The organism is Mycobacterium paraseoulense (assembly GCF_010731655.1).
GTDB lineage: Bacteria > Actinomycetota > Actinomycetes > Mycobacteriales > Mycobacteriaceae > Mycobacterium > Mycobacterium paraseoulense.
Genome location: NZ_AP022619.1, coordinates 1,358,004 through 1,379,517, shown reverse-complemented (window position 1 = coordinate 1,379,517; position 21,514 = coordinate 1,358,004). Strand labels below are relative to the sequence as shown.

The window sequence follows — 21,514 nt, the reverse complement described above, 5'->3', positions numbered from 1 at the left end:
GTTCCTTCCGTACTTGTCCGGCGACTCGCCGGGCCGCTCGCGGCCCTCGTCGTCGCCGGATGCCGTGCTCAGTACCGCCCGAAGGCGAGCGCCACGTTGTGGCCACCGAATCCGAACGAGTTGTTGATGGCGTAACGGAAATCGCCGTAGCGAGGTTCGCCCGCGACAACATCAAGGTCGATCTCGGGATCGGGGGTTTCGAAATTGAGTGTTGGCGGTATCACGCCGTCCCGAAGGCTCAATACCGTGAGAACAGATTCCAGCGCACCGACCGCCCCGATGGAGTGGCCCAGTGCGGATTTGGGTGCGTACACCGCTGCCTGCTCGCAGCCGGCGACCCGGATGGCGTTGGCTTCGGCCGTGTCGCCGATCGGTGTCGCCGTCCCGTGAGCGTTGACGTGGTCGATGTCCTTGGGGGACAAGCCAGCCAACTCGAGCGCCCGTTGCATCGCCCGGCCGGCGCGCACGCCGTCCGCGGCGGGCGCCACCATGTGGAACGCGTCGGAGGTGATGCCGGCGCCCATCAGCCGGGCCAGCGGCTTGGCGCCGCGGGCCTTGGCGTGCTCCTCGGTCTCGATCACCATGAGGGCCCCGGCCTCGCCGAACACGAAGCCGTCGCGGTCCTTGTCGAACGGTCTCGATGCACGTTCGGGCTCGTCGTTGCGAGTGGACATGGCCCGCATCATGGAGAACGCCGCGATGGGCAGCGCCTCGATGGGACCCTCGACGCCGCCACAGACGGCGACGTCCGCGTCACCCATGACGATCTGACGCCAGGCGTGGGCGATCGCCTCGGATCCCGACGAACAGGCCGACACCGGGGTGATGACCCCGGCCCGGGCCCCGAGCTGCAGGCCCACCACCGCCGCGGCGCCGTTGGGCATGATCATCTGAACGGCGAGCGGCGACACCTTGCGGGGGCCGCCCTCGTTCATCAGGTCGTAGCTCTCGACGATCCTTTCGGCGCCACCGAGCCCGGTGCCGACCACGACCGAGAACCGGTCGGGGTCGAGCTCCGGGTTGCCGGCGGTCTCCCACAGCTGAGTGCTGAGCAGCTTGGCCAGCCGCTGGACGTACGACATGCGCCGCAGATCCAGCCTGCTCATGTGCTCGTCGATGGGCTCCTTGAGGTGACCACCGATCTTGACGGGCAGGTCCCACTTGGTGACGAACTCGTCTTCGAGGACGCGGATGCCGCTTTCGCCGGCCAACAAACCCTTCCACGTGCTCTCGATGTCCGGCGCGATCGACGTCGTCGCCGTGACGGCGGTTACCACAACGCTGGGGTAACCGCCATTAGCAGTGGAAGGCTTGCTCACTTGTCCGCGTCCATCCTCGCCTTGACGTTGGCGACGGCGTCGGGGTTCTCGGTCTCCAGCTTGGCGCGCAGCGCCTCGGCAGCCTCGGGGTTCTCTTCCTCGAGCTTCTGGATGTAGGACACGACGTCACCGACGGTGCGCAGACCGGCGAGGTCCTCGTCCGGGATCTTCACGCCGTACTTGTCCTCGGTCTGCACCGCGATCTCGACCATCGACAGCGAGTCGATGTCCAGGTCGTCGACGAAGGACTTCTCCGGGGTGACCTCGGACGGCTCGATACCGGTGACCTCTTCGATGATCTCCGCGATACCGGCGATGATTTCTTCCTGGCTGACGGCCACAGCGTCTTCCCTTCTAAATGTGTTGTGTTAGTCGAACAGAGCGTTCTTATAGAGCGTTATGTGGTTGTACTGGATGCGGCTGTCAGAGTTCGGCCACTGCGTCCAGGTCTGCGGGTGCCTTGACGGCGCGGGTGGTGACCCCCCGAAGTTCTCGTTTGGCGATGCCCGTCAGAGTGCCCGCGGGGGGGAACTCCACGGCCGCCGTGACCTCGCGGTCACGCATGGTCGCCGTGCACAGGTCCCAGCGGACCGGCTGGGTCAGCTGAGCGACCAGCGCCTCCATCGCCGCCGCCGCGGAGGCGACGGGCTGCCCGTCGCGGTTCGACAGCAGCGTGGCGGTGGGCTCGGAGGTCGCGACCGCGGCCGCCGCGGCGGCGTAACGGTCGAGGGCCGGAGCCATGTACTTGGTGTGGAACGCCCCCGCGACACCGAGGGCGCGGATCCGGGCCTTCGCCGGCGGGTCCTCGGCCAGCTTCTCCAGCGCCGTCAGCGGGCCGGCGGCGACGATCTGGCCGGCGGCGTTGCGGTTGGCGGGGAACAGGTCGAGCTGCTCGAGACGGGCCAGCACCTCGGCCTCGTCACCGCCGAGCACGGCCGACATGCCGGTCGGCTCGATGGCGCACGCCTTGGCCATCTCGGCGCCGCGGGTGGCGGCCAGCGCGACGGCGTCATCGGCGGCCATCACACCGGCGATCGCATACGCCGCGATCTCGCCGACGGAGTGGCCGGCGACGATGAGGTCCGCGTCGGACAGCAGGCCGCGCTTGGTGAGTTCCTGGTGGGCCAGCAGGGTGGCGGCGACGACCAGGGGCTGAGTGACCGCGGTGTCGGTGATCTCTTCGGTCGACGCGGTGGTGCCCAGCCGGACCAGGTCGAGGCCGCTGGCCTTCGACCACAGGTCGAGCTGGTCGGCGGCGCCGGGCAGGTCGAGCCACGGCGACAGCATCCCCTCGGTCTGCGAACCCTGTCCGGGCGCAAGCAAAGCAATCACGTGTTTAAGAGAACACTGTGGAAACGGTTTTGGCGGGTGTAACAGATTATGAACCTGGTCTTAGGTTTTTGTGTAGTCCCTACAAAATAGCTCCGTAAGCTACATGTTCGATACCGTGCCGCGATCTGTTGTCTGGATCACTATGACTCGGATTGACCCACGATAGCCGCCCTGACCGGCAGTGGAACAGGGGGAATCGGTTTGGTGGCGACGCCGGCGGGAGCGGTGGGGTAGTTGAGCTGGCCGACCGTCGCCGCCACTCGCAGCACATACGCGTCGCGGGGCTGGGTGGGATCGCGTCCGGTGAAGTCGGTGATCCGCTTGAGTCGGTAGCGCACGGTGTTTGGATGAACGAACAACTTTCTGGCACAGGCTTCAATCGCGCCCCCACAATCCAAGTAAGCGTCCAGGGTCTCGATGAGGGTGGGCCCCGCGTCGGCCAACGGCCCCATGACGTCGGTGTGCAGGGCCACGATGGCCGAGGCGTCGCCCATCAGGGCGCGTTCGGGCAGGAGTTCCCGCGCCTGCACGGGCCGGGGCGCCCCCCGCCAGCCGCCGACGGCGTTCATCCCCGAAATCGCCTCGCTGGCGCTGTGATAGGCCGCCGTGAGCATGGGCGCCGTGGGCCCGATGACCACGGGGCCGTCGGAGAACGCGTCCAGCAGCTCGCCGAGGAATTTGTCGGTAGGCGACAGTTGGCCGGACACGATGGCGACCAGCCAGGTGCCGTGCACGTCCGTGAGGGCGGCGCGGCCGTGCCGGGCGGCGATGTCGCGGACGTGCTGGCTGGCCCGCTGGCTGTCGCCCGGCCCGGTGGTCCCGTCCCGGCCGGGCGCCGGGGCACCGACCACGACGGTCGCCGGGGCGGTGGTGTCCCAGTTCAGCGCGGCGGCCCGGGACAACAGCTCCGGCCCGGTGTCGCCGCGGACCACCGCGTCGACCACGCTGGCCTCCATCCGGCTGTCCCAGGTGCCGCGGGCCTCCGCCGCGTTCGCGTAGGCCGAGGCGGCGGTGAACGCCAGGTCACGGCTGTACTTCAGCACGCCCACGGTCAGGGAGGTCAACTGCTCCTCGGAGCGGGCCACCAGCGGCAGGACCTCTTCGAAGAACTCCATGGTGACGCGCACCATGTCCACGCTGTGCCGCAACGCGATCCGGCGGGCCAGGTCCTGGGGCACCAGCTCGAACGCCTGGGCGGTGTAGCTGACGTTGCTGTGCGGGTCCTGCATCCACTCGACGAAGTTGTTGATGGCCGTCTGGACCACCAACGCCACGCTGGCCCGCTGCGACGCCTCGAGGTCGGCGAAGAAGGGCAGCCGGTCCTGCATGACCGAGACCGCTTCGGTGGCCAGTCGCCCGGAGTACTGCTTCAGCCGTCGCAACACCGAGTCCGGCACGGTGTCCAGCAGTTCGAGTGGCGACCGGGGCTGCTTGGCGAAGGGGCCGGCGAACGGGTTGTCATTCACCCCTAAAACCTACGCCACTTTTCTGGAAGTATCCGCCAAAGGAGTGGGCGGTTTAGGCGTGTGCCGGGCGTTGCGGCGCTCGAGTGCCCGGCCGGCCGGGCGCTCGACACCCAATGTGCGGCTGGCCGGGCGCTCGGCGGAGGGAGCGTCGCGAAGGGACGACCGTCAGGCCACCCCGGGGTCGGAGGTCTGCTCGGGCGCGGCCTGGACGTCGTCGATCTTGTACTGGCGCGCGGCCGCGACCGGCACCGAGGGGTCGATCTCGCCGTCGCGCGCCAACGCCTCCAGCACTGCGACCACCTGCGACTCGGCGTCGGTGTTGAAGTAGCGGCGCGCGGCCGGACGGGTGTCCGAGAAGCCGAACCCGTCGGTGCCCAGCGTGACGAACGTGTTGGGCACCCAGGGCCGGATCTGCTCGGGGACGGCGCGCATCCAGTCCGAGACGGCGATCACCGGGCCGGCCGCGTTCGCCAGCGCCTGGGTCACGTAGGCGGTGCCGGCCGGCCGGTCGGGGTGACGCAGCCTCGCCTTCTCGACGGCCACCCCATCGCGGTTCAGTTCGCCCCAGCTGGTCACCGACCAGACGTCGGCGGCGACGTCCCACTCGGCGGCCAGCATCTCGGCCGCCTGTAGCGCCGACGGCATCGCCACGCCGGAGGCCAGGATGTGCGCCGTGTTCGCGCGCTGTTCGGTGGCGGGCCGGTAGCGGTAGATGCCGCGCAACACGCCCTCGGGATCGAAGTTCTCCGGCTCCGGCGGCTGCACGTACGGCTCGTTGTAGATGGTGATGTAGAAGTACACGTCCTCGGGGTTGTCCCCGAACATCCGCGCCAGCCCGCTTTCCACGATGTAGGCGATCTCGTAGGCGAACGCCGGGTCGTAGGCCACCACCGCCGGATTGCTGCTGGCCAGCAGCAGTGAGTGGCCATCGGCGTGCTGCAGGCCCTCGCCGGTCAGTGTGGTGCGCCCGGCGGTGGCGCCGAGCAGGAAGCCGCGGGTCATCTGGTCGGCGGCGGCCCACAGGCCGTCACCGGTGCGCTGGAAGCCGAACATCGAATAGAAGATGTAGATCGGGATCATCGGCTCGTTATGCGTGGCATACGACGTGCCGGCCGCGATGAACGAGCCCACCGAGCCCGCCTCGTTGATGCCCTCGTGCAGGATCTGGCCGATTTCGCTTTCCTTGTAGGCCAGCATCAGCTCGGCGTCGACGGCGGTGTAGAGCTGGCCGAGGCGGTTGTAGATCTTCAGCGACGGGAACCACGAGTCCATGCCGAACGTGCGCGCCTCGTCGGGGATGATCGGCACGATGCGCGGGCCGATCTCCTTGTCCCGCAACACCTCCTTGAAGGTCCGCACGGTCGCCATGGTGGTGGCGACCTCCTGGGTGCCCGACCCCTTCTTCAGCGCGGCGTAGATGTCACGCGAGGGAAGCTTGAGCGCCTTGGCCTTGGTGCGGCGCTCGGGCAGGAAGCCGCCGAGGGTGCGGCGACGGTCGAGCATGTAGCGGATCTCCGGGGCGTCGGGCCCGGGGTGGTAGTAGGGCGGCAGGTAGGGATTCTCTTCCAGCTGCGCATCGCTGATCGGGATCCGCATGGAGTCGCGGAACCACTTAAGGTCTTCCAGCGCAAGCTTTTTCATCTGGTGCGTGGCGTTGCGGCCCTGGAAGTGGGCGCCCAGCGAATAGCCCTTGATGGTCTTGGCCAGGATGACCGTGGGCTGGCCCTTGTGGTCGACGGCGGCGCGGTAGGCGGCGTACACCTTGCGGTAGTCGTGGCCGCCGCGCTTGAGGTTCCATATCTCGGAGTCGGTCATGTGCTCGACCAGCGCCTTGGTGCGCGGGTCGCGGCCGAAGAAGTGGTCGCGCACGTAAGCGCCGTCGTTGGCCTTGTACGTCTGGTAGTCGCCGTCGGGGGTGGTGTTCATCAGGTTCACCAGTGCGCCGTCCCGGTCGGCGTGCAACAGGGCGTCCCACTCGCGGGCCCACACCACCTTGATGACGTTCCAGCCGGCCCCGCGGAAGAACGACTCCAGCTCCTGGATGATCTTGCCGTTGCCGCGCACCGGGCCGTCCAGGCGCTGCAGGTTGCAGTTGATCACGAAGGTCAGGTTGTCCAGGCCCTCGAGCGCGCCGACGTGCGCCAGCCCGCGGCTCTCCGGCTCGTCCATCTCGCCGTCGCCGAGGAAGCACCACACGTGCTGATCGGAGGTGTCCTTGATGCCGCGGTCGTGCAGGTAGTGGTTGAACCGCGCCTGGTAGATGGCGTTGAGCGGGCCCAGGCCCATCGACACCGTGGGGAACTCCCAGAAGTCGGGCATCAGCCGCGGGTGCGGATAGGACGGCAACCCGCCGGCGGCGTGGCTGTGTTCCTGGCGGAAGCCGTCGAGCCGGTCCTCGCTGAGCCGGCCTTCGAGGAAGGCGCGCGCGTAAATCCCCGGGGACGCGTGGCCCTGGATGAAGACCTGGTCGCCGCCGCCGGGATGCGACTTGCCCCGGAAGAAGTGGTTGAAGCCCACCTCATAGAGCGCCGCGGAGGAGGCGTAGGTCGAAATGTGGCCGCCCACACCGACTCCCGGCCGCTGGGCGCGGTGCACCATGATCGCGGCGTTCCACCGGATCCACGCCCGGAAGCGCCGCTCGACGTCCTCGTCGCCGGGGAACCACGGCTCCAGTTCGGTCGGGATCGTGTTGACGTAATCGGTTGAGGTCAGCGACGGAATGGCGACACGCTGCTCGCCGGCCCGCTCCAGCAGCCGCAACATCAGATACCGCGCCCGCGACGGTCCCGAGCGCTCCAGGAGCTCGTCGAACGACTCCAGCCACTCGGAGGTCTCTTCGGGGTCGATGTCGGGCAGGTACGAGGCGACGCCTTCGCGGATCACCCGAACGCGATCGGGTTCGCTTGCGCTGCTGGGGGTTTTCGCCAGATCGTGGCGCGCGAACTCGGTTGTCAACGCACTGCTCCTGTAGTTGGCGGGGGTTGTGCCCTCGGGTGCTGCGCACCGTCTCCCTCTATCGTGCCGCACCGGCGTTTCGCGGGGCCAGCCGACGCCTGCTAGCCGATGCGCGTTCGCCCGGCGGACACGAAGTCGTGCGTGGCGGGACTTTCGGCAAAGGCACCCGGTAACGTCAGGAGCCGTGCTCATCGGATGGCGTGCCGTCCCTGCGGGGATCTTCCCCAGGCGAGGCGCTCTGGCGCTCGGATGTATCGCGGCGACGCTGATGGGGATCGTGGGGTGTACCACCGTGACCAACGGCACGGCCACGCCCGACACCCAGGTGGCCCCGGCCTACCGCCAGTCGGTGTCCGCGTCGGTGTCGGCATCGTCGGCGACGTCGCGGGTGCGCGAGTCCCAGCGTCAGCAGTCGCTGACCACCAGGGCCGTGCGCACCTCATGCGACACGCTGGCCACGTCCAGCAAGGACGCGATCGACAAGGTGAACATCTTCGTCGGCGCGTTCAACGCGGGTCGCGGCACCGGCCCCACGGAGGGACCGGCCATCGACGCGCTGAACAACAGCGCCGACACCGTGAGCAACAGCTTCAACGATGCGCTGTCCCAGCAGCTGAAGGACGCGTTCAACACCTATATCGACGCCGCGCGCGGGGTGGCCAACGCCATCGGCACCCATGCGCCGACGGGGGAATTCAACCGGCGGGTGGACCGGCTCAACGACGCCAAGACCAAGGCGCTGAAACTCTGCCTGGCGTCCTTCTGAGGCGCCTCGTGAGGCACGAGTGACGACCGGGTTGCGGCTGTGCGACGATAATCCCCAATCGCAGAGCGCGCAGATGGCTTGCGAACAGATGCAAGGAGGCTCCACGGTGGTCGCGGCGGATCACGCCCCGGGCTACGCCCGCAAACTGGGCATCCAACGAGACCAAGTTGTCCAGGAATGGGGCTGGGACGAGGACACCGACGACGAGATCCGCGCTGACGTCGAGGAAGCGTGCGGCGGTGACTTGCTCGACGAGGACACCGACGAGGTGGTCGATGTCGTGCTGCTGTGGTGGCGCGACGGCGACGGCGACCTGGTGGACACCCTGATGGACGCGATCGGCCCGCTGGCCGAGGACGGCGTGATCTGGGTGTTGACGCCCAAGACCGGCAAGCCGGGTCACGTGCTGCCCGCCGAGATCGCCGAGGCGGCGCCCACCGCCGGTCTGATGCCGACCTCGTCGGTCAACCTGGGTGACTGGAGCGCCAGCCGGCTGGTGCAGCCGAAATCCCGAACCGGGAAGCGTTGATGCTGCCCGTCGGCGCCACCGCCCCGGACTTCACCCTGCGCGACCAGAATCAACAGCGAGTCACGCTGAGCGCCTACCGCGGCGCCAAGAACGTCCTCCTGGTGTTCTTCCCGCTGGCCTTCACCGGCATCTGCCAGGGCGAGCTGGATCAGCTGCGCGATCACCTGCCCGACTTCGAGAACGACCACAGCGCGGCGCTGGCCATCTCGGTGGGGCCACCGCCCACCCACCGGATCTGGTCGCTGGAGAGCGGGTTCACCTTCCCGGTGCTGTCGGATTTCTGGCCGCACGGCGAGGTCAGCCTGGCCTACGGCGTGTTCAACGCCGAGGCCGGCTACCCCAACCGCGGCACCTTCGTCATCGATACGTCCGGCGTCATCCGGTTCGCCGAGATGAAACAGCCCGGCGAATCCCGCAACCAGCGGCTGTGGACCGACGCGCTGGCGGCTTTGCGCGGCTGACACTTTTGGGTACTCGGGCTTGGTGCGTGTAGCCTGCCCGGCGGGCATGGGGCGCGTAGCTCAGTGGTAGAGCTCTGGTTTTACACACCAGCGGTCGGCGGTTCGATACCGTCCGCGCCCACTCATTCACCTTGGGCTTCACGACCGTAACGCCATGGCGTCTTTCGGCCCCGATTTTCGCCCTGGCGTTACGCTCGCGCAGTGAACGCGCAACCGGTGGAACCTTTTCGCATCGACGTGCCCGACGGGGTCCTGGATGACCTGCGCTCGCGGCTCGCCCGTACCCGCTGGCCGGATGCCGAATGCGTGGACGACTGGAGCCAGGGCATGCCGCTGGCCTATACCCGCGAGCTGGCCGGCTATTGGGCCAACGACTACGACTGGCGCTCACGCGAGGCCGCGCTCAACCGCTTCGACCAGTTCATCACCGAGATCGACGGGCTCGACATTCATTTCATCCACCGGCGCTCGCCGCACGACGACGCCTTCCCCCTGCTGATCACCCACGGCTGGCCCGGCTCGATCGTGGAGTTCCACAAGGTGATCGAGCCGCTGACGAACCCGGCATCCGGGCGCGCCGAGGACGCCTTCCACGTGATCTGCCCGTCGCTGCCGGGGTATGGATTCTCGGGCAAACCCACCCGCACGGGCTGGGGCGTCGAGAGGATCGCCGCGGCCTGGGAGACGCTGATGCTGCGCCTGGGCTACGACCGCTACGGCGCCCAGGGCGGCGACTGGGGCGCAGCGGTGACCACGCAGATCGGCCGGAACGGCGGCCACTGCGCGGGGATCCACCTGAACATGCCGATCGGGCGGCCCACGCCGGAGTCCCTGAAGAACCCGACCGAGGAGGAGCAGCGGGCGATGGCCGCGCTGGCCGAGCACCGCAAGTGGGGCACCGGCTATTCCAAGCAGCAGTCCACCCGGCCCCAGACGCTGGGCTACGGGCTGGCCGATTCGCCGGTGGGGCAGCTGGCGTGGATCGTCGAGAAGTTCTGGGCGTGGGCCGATTGCGACGGCCACCCCGAAAACGTGTTCACCCGCGACGAGCTGCTGGACAACGTGATGGTCTATTGGGTCACCGACACCGGCGCGTCCTCGGCCCGCCTTTACTGGGAGAGCTTCAGGGTGTGGGGGCAGCTGGACCGGGTCGAATTGCCCACGGGGGTGGCGGCTTTCCCGGGTGAGCTGCTCAAGGCGCCGAGGAGCTGGTGCGAGCCGGTCTACAACATCACGCACTGGACAAGGATGGAGCGCGGCGGGCACTTCGCCGCGTTCGAGCAACCCGAGCTGTTCGTCGAGGACGTCCGCGCGTTCTTCGCGACCGTGCGGGCCTAGACGATCCGCCAACCGCGTCGCGCGCGAAATCGCATGTCCCACAGGTAGACCTGGTAACCGAGGAGCCAGATCCCGTGCGGCAGGAAGAGGTCGGCCAGCCGCAGCGCCGACAGCAGCCACTCGAAGCGGCGCCGCTGGCCCGGCGACCAGTCGAACTGCATCAACGCGCGAAACTCCGGAGCCAGGAATCCCGTCGTCGCGAACAGGTTGAACCGGCCGGCGAGGACCCGCAACGGCCACGGCAAAAACGCCAGCGACGCCACACCGCGCAGATGCGCTCGCACCGGCGGGTCGATGCGCAGCTCGTCGAGCGAGCGCTTCCAGTACTCGCCGAACGCCGCCCGGTCCGGCGGCCACATCGATTCGGGCACCTGCAGCGTGGTGGCCAGCCGCCTGGCGTCGAGATAGACGGCGTCGGCGGACGCCTCGTCGAGCGGGCCGTGGAGGACCTCGTGCTGGTCGACGAAATAGCGGTACAGGCACGCCGCCACCCAGAGCTGCAGCTTGGGGTCGAAGGCGTTGTAGGACACCGGGCTTGACGGCGTGGAACGGACCTGCCGGTGCGCGGTGTCCACGGCGGCGCGGATCAACGCGCGGTCGGACTCGGTCCCGATGGTGGCGACCGCCAGGTACGTGCCGGTGGTGCGGGCCCGTTTGAACGGATGCTTGTAGACGTTGCCGCTGTCCACCGGGCTCTCCAGCACGCCGTAGCCGACGCCGGGCAAGGACAACTGCATGATCACGTTCGCGGCCGGCAACAACAGCGCCGCCGGGTTGAGCAGGTCGGCGACCCGGGTCGCGGGCCGCTTCATCGCCGACGACGCCATGTCCTCGAGTGAACCACGTGTGAGACGCTGCCGGGATGGTTGCGACGCGGACCAGGCTCGCCGGCGTGCTGGCCGGCTACCTGGCCGACGTCGCGCTGGGCGACCCGGCGTGGGGCCATCCGGTCGCGGTGTTCGGCCGCGCCGCCGCCTCGTTGGAGCGGGCGACCTACCGCGACAGCCGGGCCGCGGGGGCGGTGCACGTCGTCGTGCTGGTCGGGGCGGTGGGCCTGCTCGGCGCCGCGCTGCAACGGGCCGCCGGGCGCGGCGGCCCGCCCGCCTCGATCGCCGCCACCGCCGCCGCCACCTGGGTCTCGGTTGGCGGAACCTCGTTGGCCCGGACCGGCCTGGCCATGTCGGAACTGCTGGAGCGCGGCGACGTCGAGGCCGCGCGGCGGCTGCTGCCGGCGCTGTGCGGGCGCGACCCGGCCTGGCTGGACGGCGCCGGGTTGACGCGCGCGTCGCTGGAATCGGTCGCGGAAAACACGTCCGACGCCGAGGTGGCGCCGCTGCTATGCGCGGCCGTGGGCGGGGCGCCGGGGGTGCTGGCGTACCGCGGCATCAACACGTTGGACTCGATGATCGGTTATCGGTCGGCGCGCTATGCCCGATTCGGTTGGGCCGCAGCGAGATTGGATGACGCGGCCAACTATGTGGCCGCGCGGGTGACGGCGGCGCTGGTGGTGGTGTGCGCCCCCTTCGTCAGCGGGTCACCATCGGGCGCGGTGCGGGCCTGGCGCCGTGACGCCGCCCGTCACCCCAGTCCCAACGCCGGTGTCGTCGAGGCGGCCTTCGCCGGGGCGCTGGGGGTGCGGCTCGGCGGTCCCACCCAATACCGCCACGAGCTGCAGATTCGGCCCACACTGGGCGACGGCCACGAGCCGACCGTGGCCGACCTCCGTCGCGCGGTGGCGCTGTCGCGCATGGTGCAGGCGGGCGCGGCGCTGCTGGCGGGTTTGTTGAGCTATCGGCGGCGGCCGTAGCGGTCGGCGAGTTTGGCCTCCACGGTCGGTGGCGCCGGCGGGGCGTCCGGGGCCGCCGTGGCCGCGCCGGTCGCGGTTTGCTGCTGCTGCTTTTCCCGGCGACGGGCGCGGAGCTCGGAGTACGCGAAGTAACCCAATCCGAGCGGGGCGACGATGCCGAAGGAAATCCACTGGATGCCGTAGGACAGGAACGGCCCGGCGTCCAGGTGCGGCACCCCGATGACGCCCAGCCCGCCCGGCTGGTCCTCGGTCAACTGCAGATACGACCCGGCCAGGGGCACCTTGGTGAGCGCCGCGACCTGTCCGGTGTTGATCGAGTACACCTGCTGCACACCGTCCTCGGCGAGGGGTTCCCTGCCCGGGGCCACGGGTTCGGAATCGCGCAGCCGCGCGGTGACGGTGACCGTGTGCTGGGGCGGACGAGGGATCGGCGGGACGTGCGAGCCCTGTTCGGGCCGCACGTAGCCCCGGTCGACCAGGACGGTCGGCCCGTCGTCGACGACGAAGGGCGCCAACACCTCGAACGCCGGTTTGCCCTCGATGACCCGCAACCGGGCCAGCACCTGGACGTCGGGCAGATAGTGCCCGGTGGCCGTCACGCGGCGCCACTGGGCGTTCGGGGCCGACGAATCCTGCTGCGGCAGCAGCGTTTTGAGCGGGACGGGGTCGGTGTTGAGGGAATACTCGATCTGCCGGTTCTCCCGCGACGTCCGGTTGTGCTTGCCCAGCTGCCAGGGCGCGAGCACCGTGAAGCACAGGTACGTGAAGGCGATGACCACCAACGCCAGCGCTATCCAGCCCGGCCGCAGCAGGAACGCCAGCCGATGCAACGGCCCGGGCGTCATGGCGATCCGTTCCGGTCGAGTCGGTCGTCGACCCACGCGTGCAGGCCGGGCAACGACGCCTCGATGACGGTGAAGACGTCCTCGAAGTCCTGCGCGTCGCCGTAGTAGGGATCCTCGACGTCGAGGGCGTGCGCGCCCGAACGCGGATCGAAGGACCGCAACATCCGCACCCGCTCCTCGTCGACGCCCAGCTCGCGCAACATCCGAAGATGGTTGCGGCCCAGGGCCACCACCAGGTCGGCCGCGAGATGGCCGGCGTCGACCTGGGCGGCGCGGTGGTCGGTGGAGTAGCCGTGGGCGCGCAGGACGTCGGCCGCCCGGTCGTCGGCGCATTCGCCGACGTGCCAGTTGCCGGTGCCCGCGCTGGTCACCCGCACCGCGTCGGCCAGGCCGCGGCGGCGCAGCTGGTCGGCGAACATCTTCTCGGCCATCACCGACCGGCAGATGTTCCCCGTGCAGACGAACGTGACGTGCAGCGGCTCAGACACCGAGCACCCCCCGCAGTTCGTCGACGGTCGCGGCGTGCGTCACCACGGTGGACCCGGCCGCCGTCGCCCCGTCAGGGAAGTCGTCGCGACCGTAACCCCAGCCCACCACCACGGTGTCGATGCCGTGGGCGGCCGCACCGTGCACGTCGTGGCTGCGGTCGCCGACCATGAGCACCCGCCCGGGCAGCGGCCGCAGCTGCTCGAGCGCGTGGGCGAGCACCTCGACCTTGGTCTTGCGCGAGCCGTCGGGGCTCGCCCCGGCGATCACCTCGAAATGCCGATCGAGCCCGAAGTGGGCGAGGATGCGCCGGGCCGTCGGTTCCAGCTTCGAGGTGGCCACGGCCAGCCGGACACCGGCGGCCTCCAGGTCGGCCAGCAGGGGCTCGATGCCGTCGAACAGGGTGTTCATCGCCCAGCCCCGGCTGCCGTATTCGGCGCGGAAGGCGGCGATCGCCCGCTCGGCGTCCTCGCCCAGCATGGTGCGGAAGGTGTCGTCCATCGGCGGGCCGACGATCTGCGCCACCAGGTCGCCGTCGGGCACCGCGACGCCGACCTGGTCGAGCGCGTGCAGGAAGCTGGCCACGATCCCCTCCGCGGAGTCGGTGAGCGTGCCGTCGAGGTCGAAGATCACCAGCTGCGCCGCAGCGGGCGACGACGACGCTTCGCGGGGGGAAGCCGGCCGATCCGCCGACGTTGTGCCTGTCACCTCACCATTGTCCTCGATGGTCCGGACCGGCTGTGACGGTGTCGCTGCCACACGGCCAAGCCGCCCACTAGTGTTTCTCGGATGGCGAGTCTGAACCTGACCCCGCCTGCGGCGCGCTATCACGGTGATCAGGCCGTCGCGCCCGGGATGCTGGATTTCGCCGTCAACGTCCGTCACGGCCAACCGACCGAGTGGCTGATGCGGCGGCTGGCCGCGCGGCTGACCGATCTGGCGCGCTACCCGAGCGCCCACGACGTGGGCTCGGCGCAGGACGCGGTCGCCGAGCGGCACCGCCGCGCCCGCGACGAGGTGCTGCCGCTGGCCGGCGCGGCGGAGGGGTTCGCGTTGTTGCCCAACCTGCGTCCGGCGCGGGCGGCCGTCGTCGCGCCGTCGTTCACCGAACCGGCCGACGCGCTGAGCGCCGCCGGCGTGCCCGTGCACCACGTCGTGCTCGAGCCGCCCTTCGGCTTGGCGGGAGTCACCGTGCCCGACGACGCCGACCTCGTGGTGGTGGGCAACCCGACCAACCCCACGTCGGTGTTGCACACCCGCGAGCAGGTGCTCGCCCTGCGCCGGCCCGGGCGGATCCTGGTGGTCGACGAGGCGTTCGCGGATTCCATTCCCGGCGAATCCGAGTCGCTGGCCGCGGACTCGCTGCCCGACGTGCTCGTGCTGCGCAGCCTGACCAAGACGTGGGCGCTGGCCGGCCTGCGGGTCGGCTACGCCCTGGGCTCGCCGGAGGTGTTGGCCCGGTTGACGGCCCGGCGCGCCCACTGGCCGGTGGGGACGCTGCAACTGACGGCCATCGCGGCATGCTGCGGCCCGCAGGCCGTCGCCGAGGCGGCGGCCGGTGCGGTGCGGTTGGCGCAGGTGCGCGCCGAGATGGTGGCCGGGCTGACATCGGCGGGCGCCGAGGTGGTCGACGGCCGGGCGCCATTCGTGCTGTTTCGCATGCCCGACGCGGTTGCGATACGAAAGAGCTTGCGGGACAGGGGGATTGCCATCCGTCGCTGTGATACGTTCGTCGGCTTGGACGGGCGCTACCTGCGGGCCGCGGTGCGCCGGGAGTGGCCGCTGCTGGTCGAGGCGATTTCGGAGGTGCACCGGTGAGCGTGCGGCTGGCCGACGTCATCGGCGTGCTGGACGAGGCCTACCCGCCGCGGCTGGCCGAGTCGTGGGACTCGGTGGGCCTGGTGTGCGGCGACCCCGACGACACGATCGAGGCGGTGACCGTGGCGGTCGACCCGACGCCCGCGGTCGTCGACGAGGTTCCCGAGGGTGGCCTGCTGCTGGCCCATCACCCGCTGCTGCTGCGCGGGGTCGACACGGTGGCGGCCAGCACCCCCAAGGGCGCGCTGGTGCACCGCTTGATCCGGACCGGGCGCTCGCTGTTCACCGCGCACACCAACGCCGACTCGGCCGCGCCGGGGGTGTCCGACGCGCTGGCCCAGGCCCTGGGCCTGACCGTCGAAGCGGTCCTGGAGCCGCGCGCGGGCGGGCCCGACCTCGACAAGTGGGTGATCTACGTGCCGCGCGAGAACGCCGACGCGGTGCGGGCGGCCGTCTTCGAGGCCGGCGCCGGGCACATCGGGGACTATTCGCAGTGCAGTTGGAGCGTCAGCGGCATCGGGCAGTTCCTGCCGCACGACGGGGCGTCGCCCGCCGTGGGCAGCGTCGGAACCGTCGAGAAGGTCGCCGAAGACCGGTTCGAGGTCGTCGCGCCCGCGCGCATCCGGCCCGCCGTGCTATCGGCGATGCGCGCCGCCCACCCCTACGAGGAGCCCGCCTTCGACGTCTTCGCGTTGCTGCCGCCGCCCGGCGACACCGGGTTGGGCCGCGTGGCCACCCTGCCCCGGCCCGAACCGCTGCGCGACTTCGTGTCCCGCGTCGGCGCCGCCCTGCCCGCGACGGCGTGGGGTGTCCGCGCGGCCGGCGACCCCGACATGCCGGTGTCCCGGGTCGCCGTCTGCGGCGGGGCCGGCGACTCGCTGCTGGCGGCGGCCGCCGGCGCGGGCGTGCAGGCCTACGTGACGGCCGACCTGCGGCACCATCCGGCCGACGAGCACCGCCGGGCCTCCGGTGTGGCGCTCGTCGACGTGGCGCACTGGGCGAGCGAATTCCCCTGGTGCCGGCAGGCCGCCGACGTGCTGCGGTCCCATTTCGGTGCGGCGCTGACGGTGCGGGTGTGCACCATCCGCACCGACCCGTGGAACATGGGGCAGATGGACCAGTGCGGCGACGACAACGGGGGTGAGCGGTGATGAAGGCCGAAGTCGGTCAGCAGCGCTCGCTGCTCGAGCTCTCGAAGCTGGACGCCGAGCTGTCCCGCATCACCCACCGGGCCAGCCACCTGGCCGAGCAGCAAAACCTCGAGCGGGTGCGGGACGAACTCAGCACCGCCGGTGACCGCGTGGGCGCCATTCGAATCGCGTTGGAGGACATCGACGTTCAGGTGTCGCGATTGGAGTCCGAAGTCGAGGCGGTCCGGCAGCGCGAAGACCGCGACCGGGCGTTGCTGCAGTCCGGCGCCGCCGACGCGAAGCAACTGTCGGATCTGCAGCACGAGCTGGAGACGCTGACGCGGCGCCAAGCCAGCCTGGAGGATTCGCTGTTGGATGTGATGGAACGCCGCGAGGAGCTGCAGGGCCAGCTCGATGCGGCACAGGGCGACGTCGAGGCGCTGGAGGTCGAATTGGCCGGCGCGCAGCGGGCTCTCGACGCCGCGCTCACCGAAATCAGCGAGGCCCGCCAGGCGCACTCCTCGCGCCGTGACGTCCTGAGCGCGGCCCTGGACCCCGCGCTGGCCGCGCTCTACGAACGGCAGCGGGCCGGGGGAGGGCCGGGCGCCGGGCCGTTGTTGGGGCGGCGGTGCGGTGCCTGCCGGCTCGAGATCGACCGCGGTGAAATGTCCCGCATCACCGCCGCCGCCGAGGACGACGTGGTGCGGTGCCCGGAGTGTGGCGCGATCCTTTTGCGGGTCAAGGGGCTCGACCAGTGAAGGTGGTGATCGAGGCCGACGGTGGGTCGCGCGGCAATCCCGGGCCGGCCGGCTACGGCGCCGTGGTGTGGACCCAGGACCGCTCGACGGTGCTGGCGGAGACCAAGCAGGCCATCGGCCGGGCCACCAACAACGTGGCCGAATACCGGGGCCTGCTGGCCGGTTTGGGCGACGCCCTGGAACTCGGCGCGACCGAGGCCGCGGTCTTCCTGGACTCCAAGCTGTTGGTGGAGCAGATGTCGGGGCGATGGAAGGTCAAGCACCCCGACCTCATCGAATTGCACGCGCAGGCGCGAAAGCTGGCCGCGCGGTTCGAGCGGATCGACTACACGTGGATTCCGCGGGACCGCAACTCCTACGCCGACCGGTTGGCCAACGAGGCGATGGACGCCGCCGCGTCCGGCGACGCGTTGGAGGAACCCGAACCCCGGCAGCGGGCCGCCGAGCCCGCGAAAACCGCTGCGCCGCAATCCCCGCAGGCGCCCGGCTGGACCGGCGCGCGCGGCACCCCGACCAGGCTGCTGTTGCTGCGACACGGCCAGACCGAGCTCTCGGCGCAGCGCCGCTATTCGGGCCGCGGCAACCCGGCCCTCACCGAAGTGGGTCGCCGGCAGGCCGACGCCGCGGCGCGTTACCTGGCGCAACGCGGCGGAATCTCGGCGGTGTTCGCCTCCCCACTGCAACGGGCCTACGACACCGCGGCCAGGGCCGCCAAATCGCTCGGCCTGGACGTGACCGTCGACGACGACCTGATCGAGACCGATTTCGGCGCCTGGGAGGGGCTGACCTTCGGCGAGGCCGCCGAGCGCGACCCGGAGCTGCACGGCCGCTGGCTGCGTGACACCGGCACCACGCCGCCGGGCGGCGAAAGCTTCGACGACGTGCTCGACCGGGTCGTCCGCGCGCGCGAACGAATCATCGCCGCGCACCAGGGCACCACGGTGCTGGTGGTGTCGCACGTGACGCCGATCAAGATGCTGCTGCGGCTGGCGCTGGAGGCCGGGCCCGGCATCCTGTACCGGCTGCACCTCGACCTGGCATCGCTGAGCATCGCCGAGTTCTATCCCGACGGGGCGTCCTCCGTGCGTTTGGTGAACCAAACCGGATACCTTTAGCCGGAGGTTTAAGGAGACGTCGATGCAGCCGTCTGAGCCGGTCCGTGAATCGGTGCCCGCGGATGTCCGGGCGCGGGTGATGCCGGCGGTGCTCGACGAGTTGACCCGGTGGGGGGTCGAGCGGTTCAGTGTCGAGGCCCTGGCCGAGCGTCACCGTCTCGATGCGGCGATGGTTTACCGGTATTGGGGAGACCGTCGCCAGCTCATCGTCGATGCGGTGCTTTCCGATGTCGAGAAGATCAGTTCGGGCACCGACACCGGATCATTGCGCGGCGACCTACAGGCCTTGGCCCACAACGTGACCAATCGAATCAACAGCGAAGTCGGCCGCACACTCCTGCGCGCGCTGGTGATGGACCGGCGCGGCGGGCACGACGAAGCCACCCGGTCGCGGTTCTGGCGGGCGCACTTCACCGCGGTGCGCGCGGTTGTGGACCGTGCCCGGGAGCGGGGCGAACTGCGCGAGGGCGTGAACACTCTGGCCGCGGTGCAGATCGTGCTGGCGCCGCTCAACATTCGTGCCCTGTTCTCCGACGTTCCCGTCGACGACGACTATTGCGAGGCGATCGTCGACATGGCATGGCATGGTCTCGCGCGGCGCTGAGTGTGGGCGCGTTGCAGTTGATCGCGGCCGCGTAGCATCCCGGTATGAGAAGGACATTCGTCGCCACGTTCGCCTTCGGTTTGATCCTGGCCTTGTTCGGTTTGATTTGGGCGCTTCAGGGATTCGGGGTGCTTGGCGGGAGCCCGATGAGCAACACCACGACGTGGTCCGTCATCGGCCCCATCACGGTGGTGATCGGCCTCGTGATCGCGGTAGCCAGCTGGCGGAAACTCTCGTCGAAATAGCGCGTCAGGACCCTGCCACGGTGAAGTCCACCGTGTGCCAGCCGGTGGCGCCGTCGGGGACGGTGGCGACCCGATCCGCCGTCTGGGTGGCGCCGGTGTTGTCGGTGGCGCGCACGGTGATCGAGTGTTTCCCGGGGATTTTCGCCTGCCAGGGGAAGCTCCACAGCCGCCACGTCTCGTTGGAATAGCTCGCGCCCTGCTCGGCGGGCTGCCACTCGCCGCCGTCGATCCGGACTTCCACGGCCCGCACGCCGCGATTCTGCGCCCACGCGACACCGCCGAACACCACCGGGCCTATCGGGACCTGCTGCCCATCTCTCGGTACGTCGATCCGCGATTCGGTCTTGATGGGTGCACGCGCTGCCCAGCCCTGCCGCGTCCAGTAAGCCTCTGCTTTGTCGAAGCGGGTCAGCTCCATCTCGACGACCCACTTGGTGGCCGACACGTACCCGTAGAGCCCGGGCACGACCAGCCGGGCCGGATAACCATGCTCGATCGGCAGGGGCTGACCGTTGAGGGCGACCGCCAGGAGCGCGTCACGGCCATCGGTGAGTGCCTCCACCGGCGTGCCGGCGGTGAAGCCGTCGATCGATGTCGAGAGCACCATGTCGGCGTCCGGGTGCACGCCGGCCGCCGCCAGCAGATCGGCAACCCGGTAGCCTGTCCAGATCCCGGTTGAAATGAGGTCGCCGCCAACGGGATTAGACACGCAGGTGAGCGTCGTGCCCTTTTCGACGACGTCAAAACCGGCGAGATCGGCGAAGCTGTACGTGGCTTCGCGGTTCACCATGCCGTGGATACGCAACCGCCAGTCGCCGTGGCTGAGTTGCGGAACGCTGAGCGCGGTGTCCACCCGGTAGAAGTCGGCGCTGGGGGTGACAAAGCTCGGCAGGGCAACGCCTTTCGGTTGCACATCAGCTGGTATCGGTGCCGCGGAGATGCGCGGCCGGGGAAGCGTGAAACCACTGCGGTCGGCAGCCACCGAATGCACCAACCGCGTGATGACCGCGCCCGCCACGCCGCTCGCCACCCCCAATCCGAGCAGTCCGAGCGCGACCAACCTGCGCCTGCCGACATCGGTTTCGTCGTGATCGGCTCCGTCTCCGGGGTCTTGCGCGGCGGGCCGGAACCGACGGGTGAGCAGGCGTAGCGCCGCCACGCCGCAGGCCGCACCCGCGACGGTGGGTATGGTGTCGAGCGCTGTCGCGCCCTGCCGCGACAGCACCGCGACGCAGCCGAGCGCGCCCGCGGCGGTGATCGCGGCGCTGCCGAGCGGGCGGCGCCGGGTCTCGAGGGTCCCGGCGATTGCGGCGATCGCGGCGATCACCACGAGCACCGCGACTGCGACGAAGAGTTTGTCCAGGGAACCCAGGGTCTGAATCGCCCACTCTTTGACGGGGCCCGGCGCGAGGTCGACGACCGCCGAGCCGATCGCGGCACGCGCGTCGGCGCGAGCGCCGAAGGGGATGCCCACCAGCTGAGCCACCCCGAGCGCGATGGCCGCGGCGGCGACCCCGGCGATCATCCGCTCATTCGACGACGCGTCAGCCACTTGCATTCTGTTTCAACGAGATAGGGAGATGGCGCCCTCGGGGCAATTTTGCTCCGCGGCGACGGCCTGCGCCTCGAGTGCGCCGGAGACCTCGGCCACGAGCACGACGGAGTGGCCGAACTCGTCGGCGTCGAAGACGTCGGGCGCCAGGGTGTAGCAGCGGCCGTGCCCGGTGCAGCGGTCGGCGTCGACGACGATGCGAGTCATCAGCGGCGCTCCTCTCCCCAGCAGACGGGAGGTATCCCCGCGCATCGCGCGCGGATCATGGCAGACGAATCGTAAACCTGGTTTGCGCCTGGCGCACGAACTTGTCCTGGAGATGGCCGGTGTCTACCGGTGGCCGTCTGCGCCGGCGCGCGCCGGGCGGCGTTGCCGTGCAGGCCGCTCAGCCCAGCACGGCCAGCGCGGAGTCGTAATTCGGCTCCTGCTCGATTTCTGGCACCAGCTCCGTGTAAGTGACCGTGCCGTCGGGGCCGATCACCACGACGGCCCGGGCAAGGAGCCCCGCCATCGGACCGTCGGTAATTGTGACGCCGTAGTCTTCGCCGAAGCTGTCACGGAACGCCGAAGCTGTCGTGACGTTGTCGATGCCTTCGGCGCTGCAGAACCGTTGAAACGCGAACGGCAGGTCTTTTGACACGCACACCACGGACACACCGGTCGCGGCGGCGCGTTGGTTGAAGGTCCGCACGGTCGTCGCGCAAATCGCGATATCGACGGACGGAAAAATGTTCAGCACAAGGGGCTTGCCGCGGAACTGCTCGGCATCGACCACCCACAGGTCGGAGCCGATCAAATTGAAGGCCGGGGCTTTGGATCCGATGGCAGGCAGCTCGCCGACAGTGTTGACCGGTTTTCCACTCAGGGTTATCTGTGCCATGGGCACAGTGTGCCAGGCCCGCTTGAGCCAGGTCCGGGTGTTCCACTGAATTAGTGGAGCGTTGCGGACAATCCGTAGACACCCTCCGGACGACACAAGATCCATCGG

General features: G+C 69.7%; 23 protein-coding genes and 1 tRNA gene. 12 read left to right on the top strand and 12 right to left on the bottom strand.

Features of this window, described 5'->3' with window-relative positions; translation table 11 throughout:
* Nucleotides 1-68: 68 nt before the first annotated feature.
* From kasA to aceE, 5 genes are all read right to left on the bottom strand, one after another.
* A complete protein-coding gene (gene kasA / locus G6N51_RS06105; RefSeq protein WP_083172797.1) occupies nt 69-1,319 on the bottom strand; it encodes a 3-oxoacyl-ACP synthase KasA in 1,251 nt (416 codons plus the stop codon).
* A complete protein-coding gene (gene acpM, locus G6N51_RS06100) occupies nt 1,316-1,660 on the bottom strand; it encodes a meromycolate extension acyl carrier protein AcpM (protein ID WP_067917886.1) in 345 nt (114 codons plus the stop codon). The genes kasA and acpM overlap by 4 nt, the downstream gene beginning before the upstream one ends.
* Before the next feature lie 82 nt (nt 1,661-1,742).
* The gene (locus G6N51_RS06095) at nt 1,743-2,651 is read right to left on the bottom strand and encodes an ACP S-malonyltransferase (protein WP_083172798.1); all 909 of its coding nucleotides are present in this window, start codon (nt 2,649-2,651) and stop codon (nt 1,743-1,745) included.
* Between the two features lie 140 nt (nt 2,652-2,791).
* A complete protein-coding gene (locus G6N51_RS06090) occupies nt 2,792-4,117 on the bottom strand; it encodes a PucR family transcriptional regulator (RefSeq protein ID WP_083172799.1) in 1,326 nt (441 codons plus the stop codon).
* Nucleotides 4,118-4,282: 165 nt separating this feature from the next.
* Nucleotides 4,283-7,072 carry a pyruvate dehydrogenase (acetyl-transferring), homodimeric type gene (aceE, locus tag G6N51_RS06085; RefSeq protein WP_083172800.1) on the bottom strand — a complete coding sequence of 930 codons (2,790 nt, stop codon included), beginning with the start codon at nt 7,070-7,072 and terminating at the stop codon, nt 4,283-4,285.
* A 184-nt stretch (nt 7,073-7,256) separates the two neighbouring features.
* Between aceE and G6N51_RS06080 the strand changes: the two genes are divergently transcribed.
* From G6N51_RS06080 to G6N51_RS06060, 5 genes are all read left to right on the top strand, one after another.
* Nucleotides 7,257-7,838: a hypothetical protein gene (locus G6N51_RS06080; RefSeq protein WP_083172801.1), complete on the top strand. Its 582-nt coding sequence runs from the start codon at nt 7,257-7,259 to the stop codon at nt 7,836-7,838.
* A 106-nt stretch (nt 7,839-7,944) separates the two neighbouring features.
* Nucleotides 7,945-8,367: a DUF3052 domain-containing protein gene (locus G6N51_RS06075; protein WP_083172855.1), complete on the top strand. Its 423-nt coding sequence runs from the start codon at nt 7,945-7,947 to the stop codon at nt 8,365-8,367.
* A complete protein-coding gene (locus G6N51_RS06070; RefSeq protein ID WP_083172802.1) occupies nt 8,367-8,828 on the top strand; it encodes a peroxiredoxin in 462 nt (153 codons plus the stop codon). Before G6N51_RS06075 ends, G6N51_RS06070 begins: the two co-directional genes overlap by 1 nt.
* Before the next feature lie 49 nt (nt 8,829-8,877).
* A tRNA-Val gene (locus G6N51_RS06065) sits at nt 8,878-8,949 on the top strand.
* Nucleotides 8,950-9,044: 95 nt separating this feature from the next.
* Nucleotides 9,045-10,166 carry an epoxide hydrolase family protein gene (locus tag G6N51_RS06060; RefSeq protein WP_083172856.1) on the top strand — a complete coding sequence of 374 codons (1,122 nt, stop codon included), beginning with the start codon at nt 9,045-9,047 and terminating at the stop codon, nt 10,164-10,166.
* Here G6N51_RS06060 and G6N51_RS06055 read toward each other — a convergent pair.
* A complete protein-coding gene (locus tag G6N51_RS06055; RefSeq protein WP_083172857.1) occupies nt 10,163-10,978 on the bottom strand; it encodes an oxygenase MpaB family protein in 816 nt (271 codons plus the stop codon). The genes G6N51_RS06060 and G6N51_RS06055 overlap by 4 nt on opposite strands.
* 50 nt (nt 10,979-11,028) lie before the next feature.
* Between G6N51_RS06055 and G6N51_RS06050 the strand changes: the two genes are divergently transcribed.
* A complete protein-coding gene (locus tag G6N51_RS06050) occupies nt 11,029-11,973 on the top strand; it encodes a cobalamin biosynthesis protein (protein ID WP_083172803.1) in 945 nt (314 codons plus the stop codon).
* On the opposite strand, the gene G6N51_RS06045 is transcribed toward G6N51_RS06050, so the two are convergent.
* Genes G6N51_RS06045 through G6N51_RS06035 form a run of 3 tightly spaced genes read right to left on the bottom strand, consistent with a single transcriptional unit; the run spans nt 11,955 to nt 14,012 of the window.
* On the bottom strand, nt 11,955-12,803 hold the full coding sequence (locus G6N51_RS06045; protein ID WP_142275031.1) for an SURF1 family cytochrome oxidase biogenesis protein: 849 nt from the start codon (nt 12,801-12,803) through the stop codon (nt 11,955-11,957). The two genes, G6N51_RS06050 and G6N51_RS06045, sit on opposite strands and share 19 nt — an antisense overlap.
* An 11-nt stretch (nt 12,804-12,814) precedes the next feature.
* Nucleotides 12,815-13,306 carry a low molecular weight protein-tyrosine-phosphatase gene (locus tag G6N51_RS06040; protein ID WP_083172805.1) on the bottom strand — a complete coding sequence of 164 codons (492 nt, stop codon included), beginning with the start codon at nt 13,304-13,306 and terminating at the stop codon, nt 12,815-12,817.
* Complete coding sequence (locus G6N51_RS06035; RefSeq protein WP_174814296.1) at nt 13,299-14,012, bottom strand: HAD-IA family hydrolase; 714 nt, start codon at nt 14,010-14,012, stop codon at nt 13,299-13,301. Before G6N51_RS06035 ends, G6N51_RS06040 begins: the two co-directional genes overlap by 8 nt.
* Nucleotides 14,013-14,093: 81 nt before the next feature.
* On the opposite strand from G6N51_RS06035, the gene cobC reads away from it, so the two are divergent.
* From cobC to G6N51_RS06005, 6 genes are read left to right on the top strand one after another with little or no spacing between them, the layout of a single operon-like run.
* Nucleotides 14,094-15,122 (top strand): Rv2231c family pyridoxal phosphate-dependent protein CobC, encoded by a 1,029-nt coding sequence (gene cobC, locus G6N51_RS06030; protein WP_083172807.1) that lies wholly within the window; start codon nt 14,094-14,096, stop codon nt 15,120-15,122.
* Nucleotides 15,119-16,273, top strand: a complete 1,155-nt coding sequence (locus G6N51_RS06025; protein WP_083172808.1) for a Nif3-like dinuclear metal center hexameric protein — start codon at nt 15,119-15,121, stop codon at nt 16,271-16,273. Before cobC ends, G6N51_RS06025 begins: the two co-directional genes overlap by 4 nt.
* A complete protein-coding gene (locus G6N51_RS06020; RefSeq protein WP_083172809.1) occupies nt 16,273-17,010 on the top strand; it encodes a zinc ribbon domain-containing protein in 738 nt (245 codons plus the stop codon). The genes G6N51_RS06025 and G6N51_RS06020 overlap by 1 nt, the downstream gene beginning before the upstream one ends.
* On the top strand, nt 17,007-18,125 hold the full coding sequence (locus G6N51_RS06015; protein WP_083172810.1) for a bifunctional RNase H/acid phosphatase: 1,119 nt from the start codon (nt 17,007-17,009) through the stop codon (nt 18,123-18,125). The genes G6N51_RS06020 and G6N51_RS06015 overlap by 4 nt, the downstream gene beginning before the upstream one ends.
* A gap of 22 nt (nt 18,126-18,147) precedes the next feature.
* Nucleotides 18,148-18,729: a TetR-like C-terminal domain-containing protein gene (locus tag G6N51_RS06010; protein ID WP_083172811.1), complete on the top strand. Its 582-nt coding sequence runs from the start codon at nt 18,148-18,150 to the stop codon at nt 18,727-18,729.
* Between the two features lie 44 nt (nt 18,730-18,773).
* The gene (locus G6N51_RS06005; protein ID WP_083172812.1) at nt 18,774-18,974 is read left to right on the top strand and encodes a hypothetical protein; all 201 of its coding nucleotides are present in this window, start codon (nt 18,774-18,776) and stop codon (nt 18,972-18,974) included.
* A gap of 4 nt (nt 18,975-18,978) precedes the next feature.
* Here the strand turns inward: G6N51_RS06005 and G6N51_RS06000 are convergent, their stop codons facing one another.
* From G6N51_RS06000 to tpx, 3 genes are all read right to left on the bottom strand, one after another.
* Entirely contained in the window at nt 18,979-20,499 is a 1,521-nt protein-coding gene (locus G6N51_RS06000) for a molybdopterin-dependent oxidoreductase (protein WP_083172858.1), read from the bottom strand.
* 39 nt (nt 20,500-20,538) lie between these two features.
* Nucleotides 20,539-20,733, bottom strand: a complete 195-nt coding sequence (locus tag G6N51_RS05995; protein ID WP_083172813.1) for a ferredoxin — start codon at nt 20,731-20,733, stop codon at nt 20,539-20,541.
* A gap of 178 nt (nt 20,734-20,911) precedes the next feature.
* Nucleotides 20,912-21,406 (bottom strand): thiol peroxidase, encoded by a 495-nt coding sequence (tpx, locus tag G6N51_RS05990; protein ID WP_083172814.1) that lies wholly within the window; start codon nt 21,404-21,406, stop codon nt 20,912-20,914.
* Between the last annotated feature and the right edge of the window lie 108 nt (nt 21,407-21,514).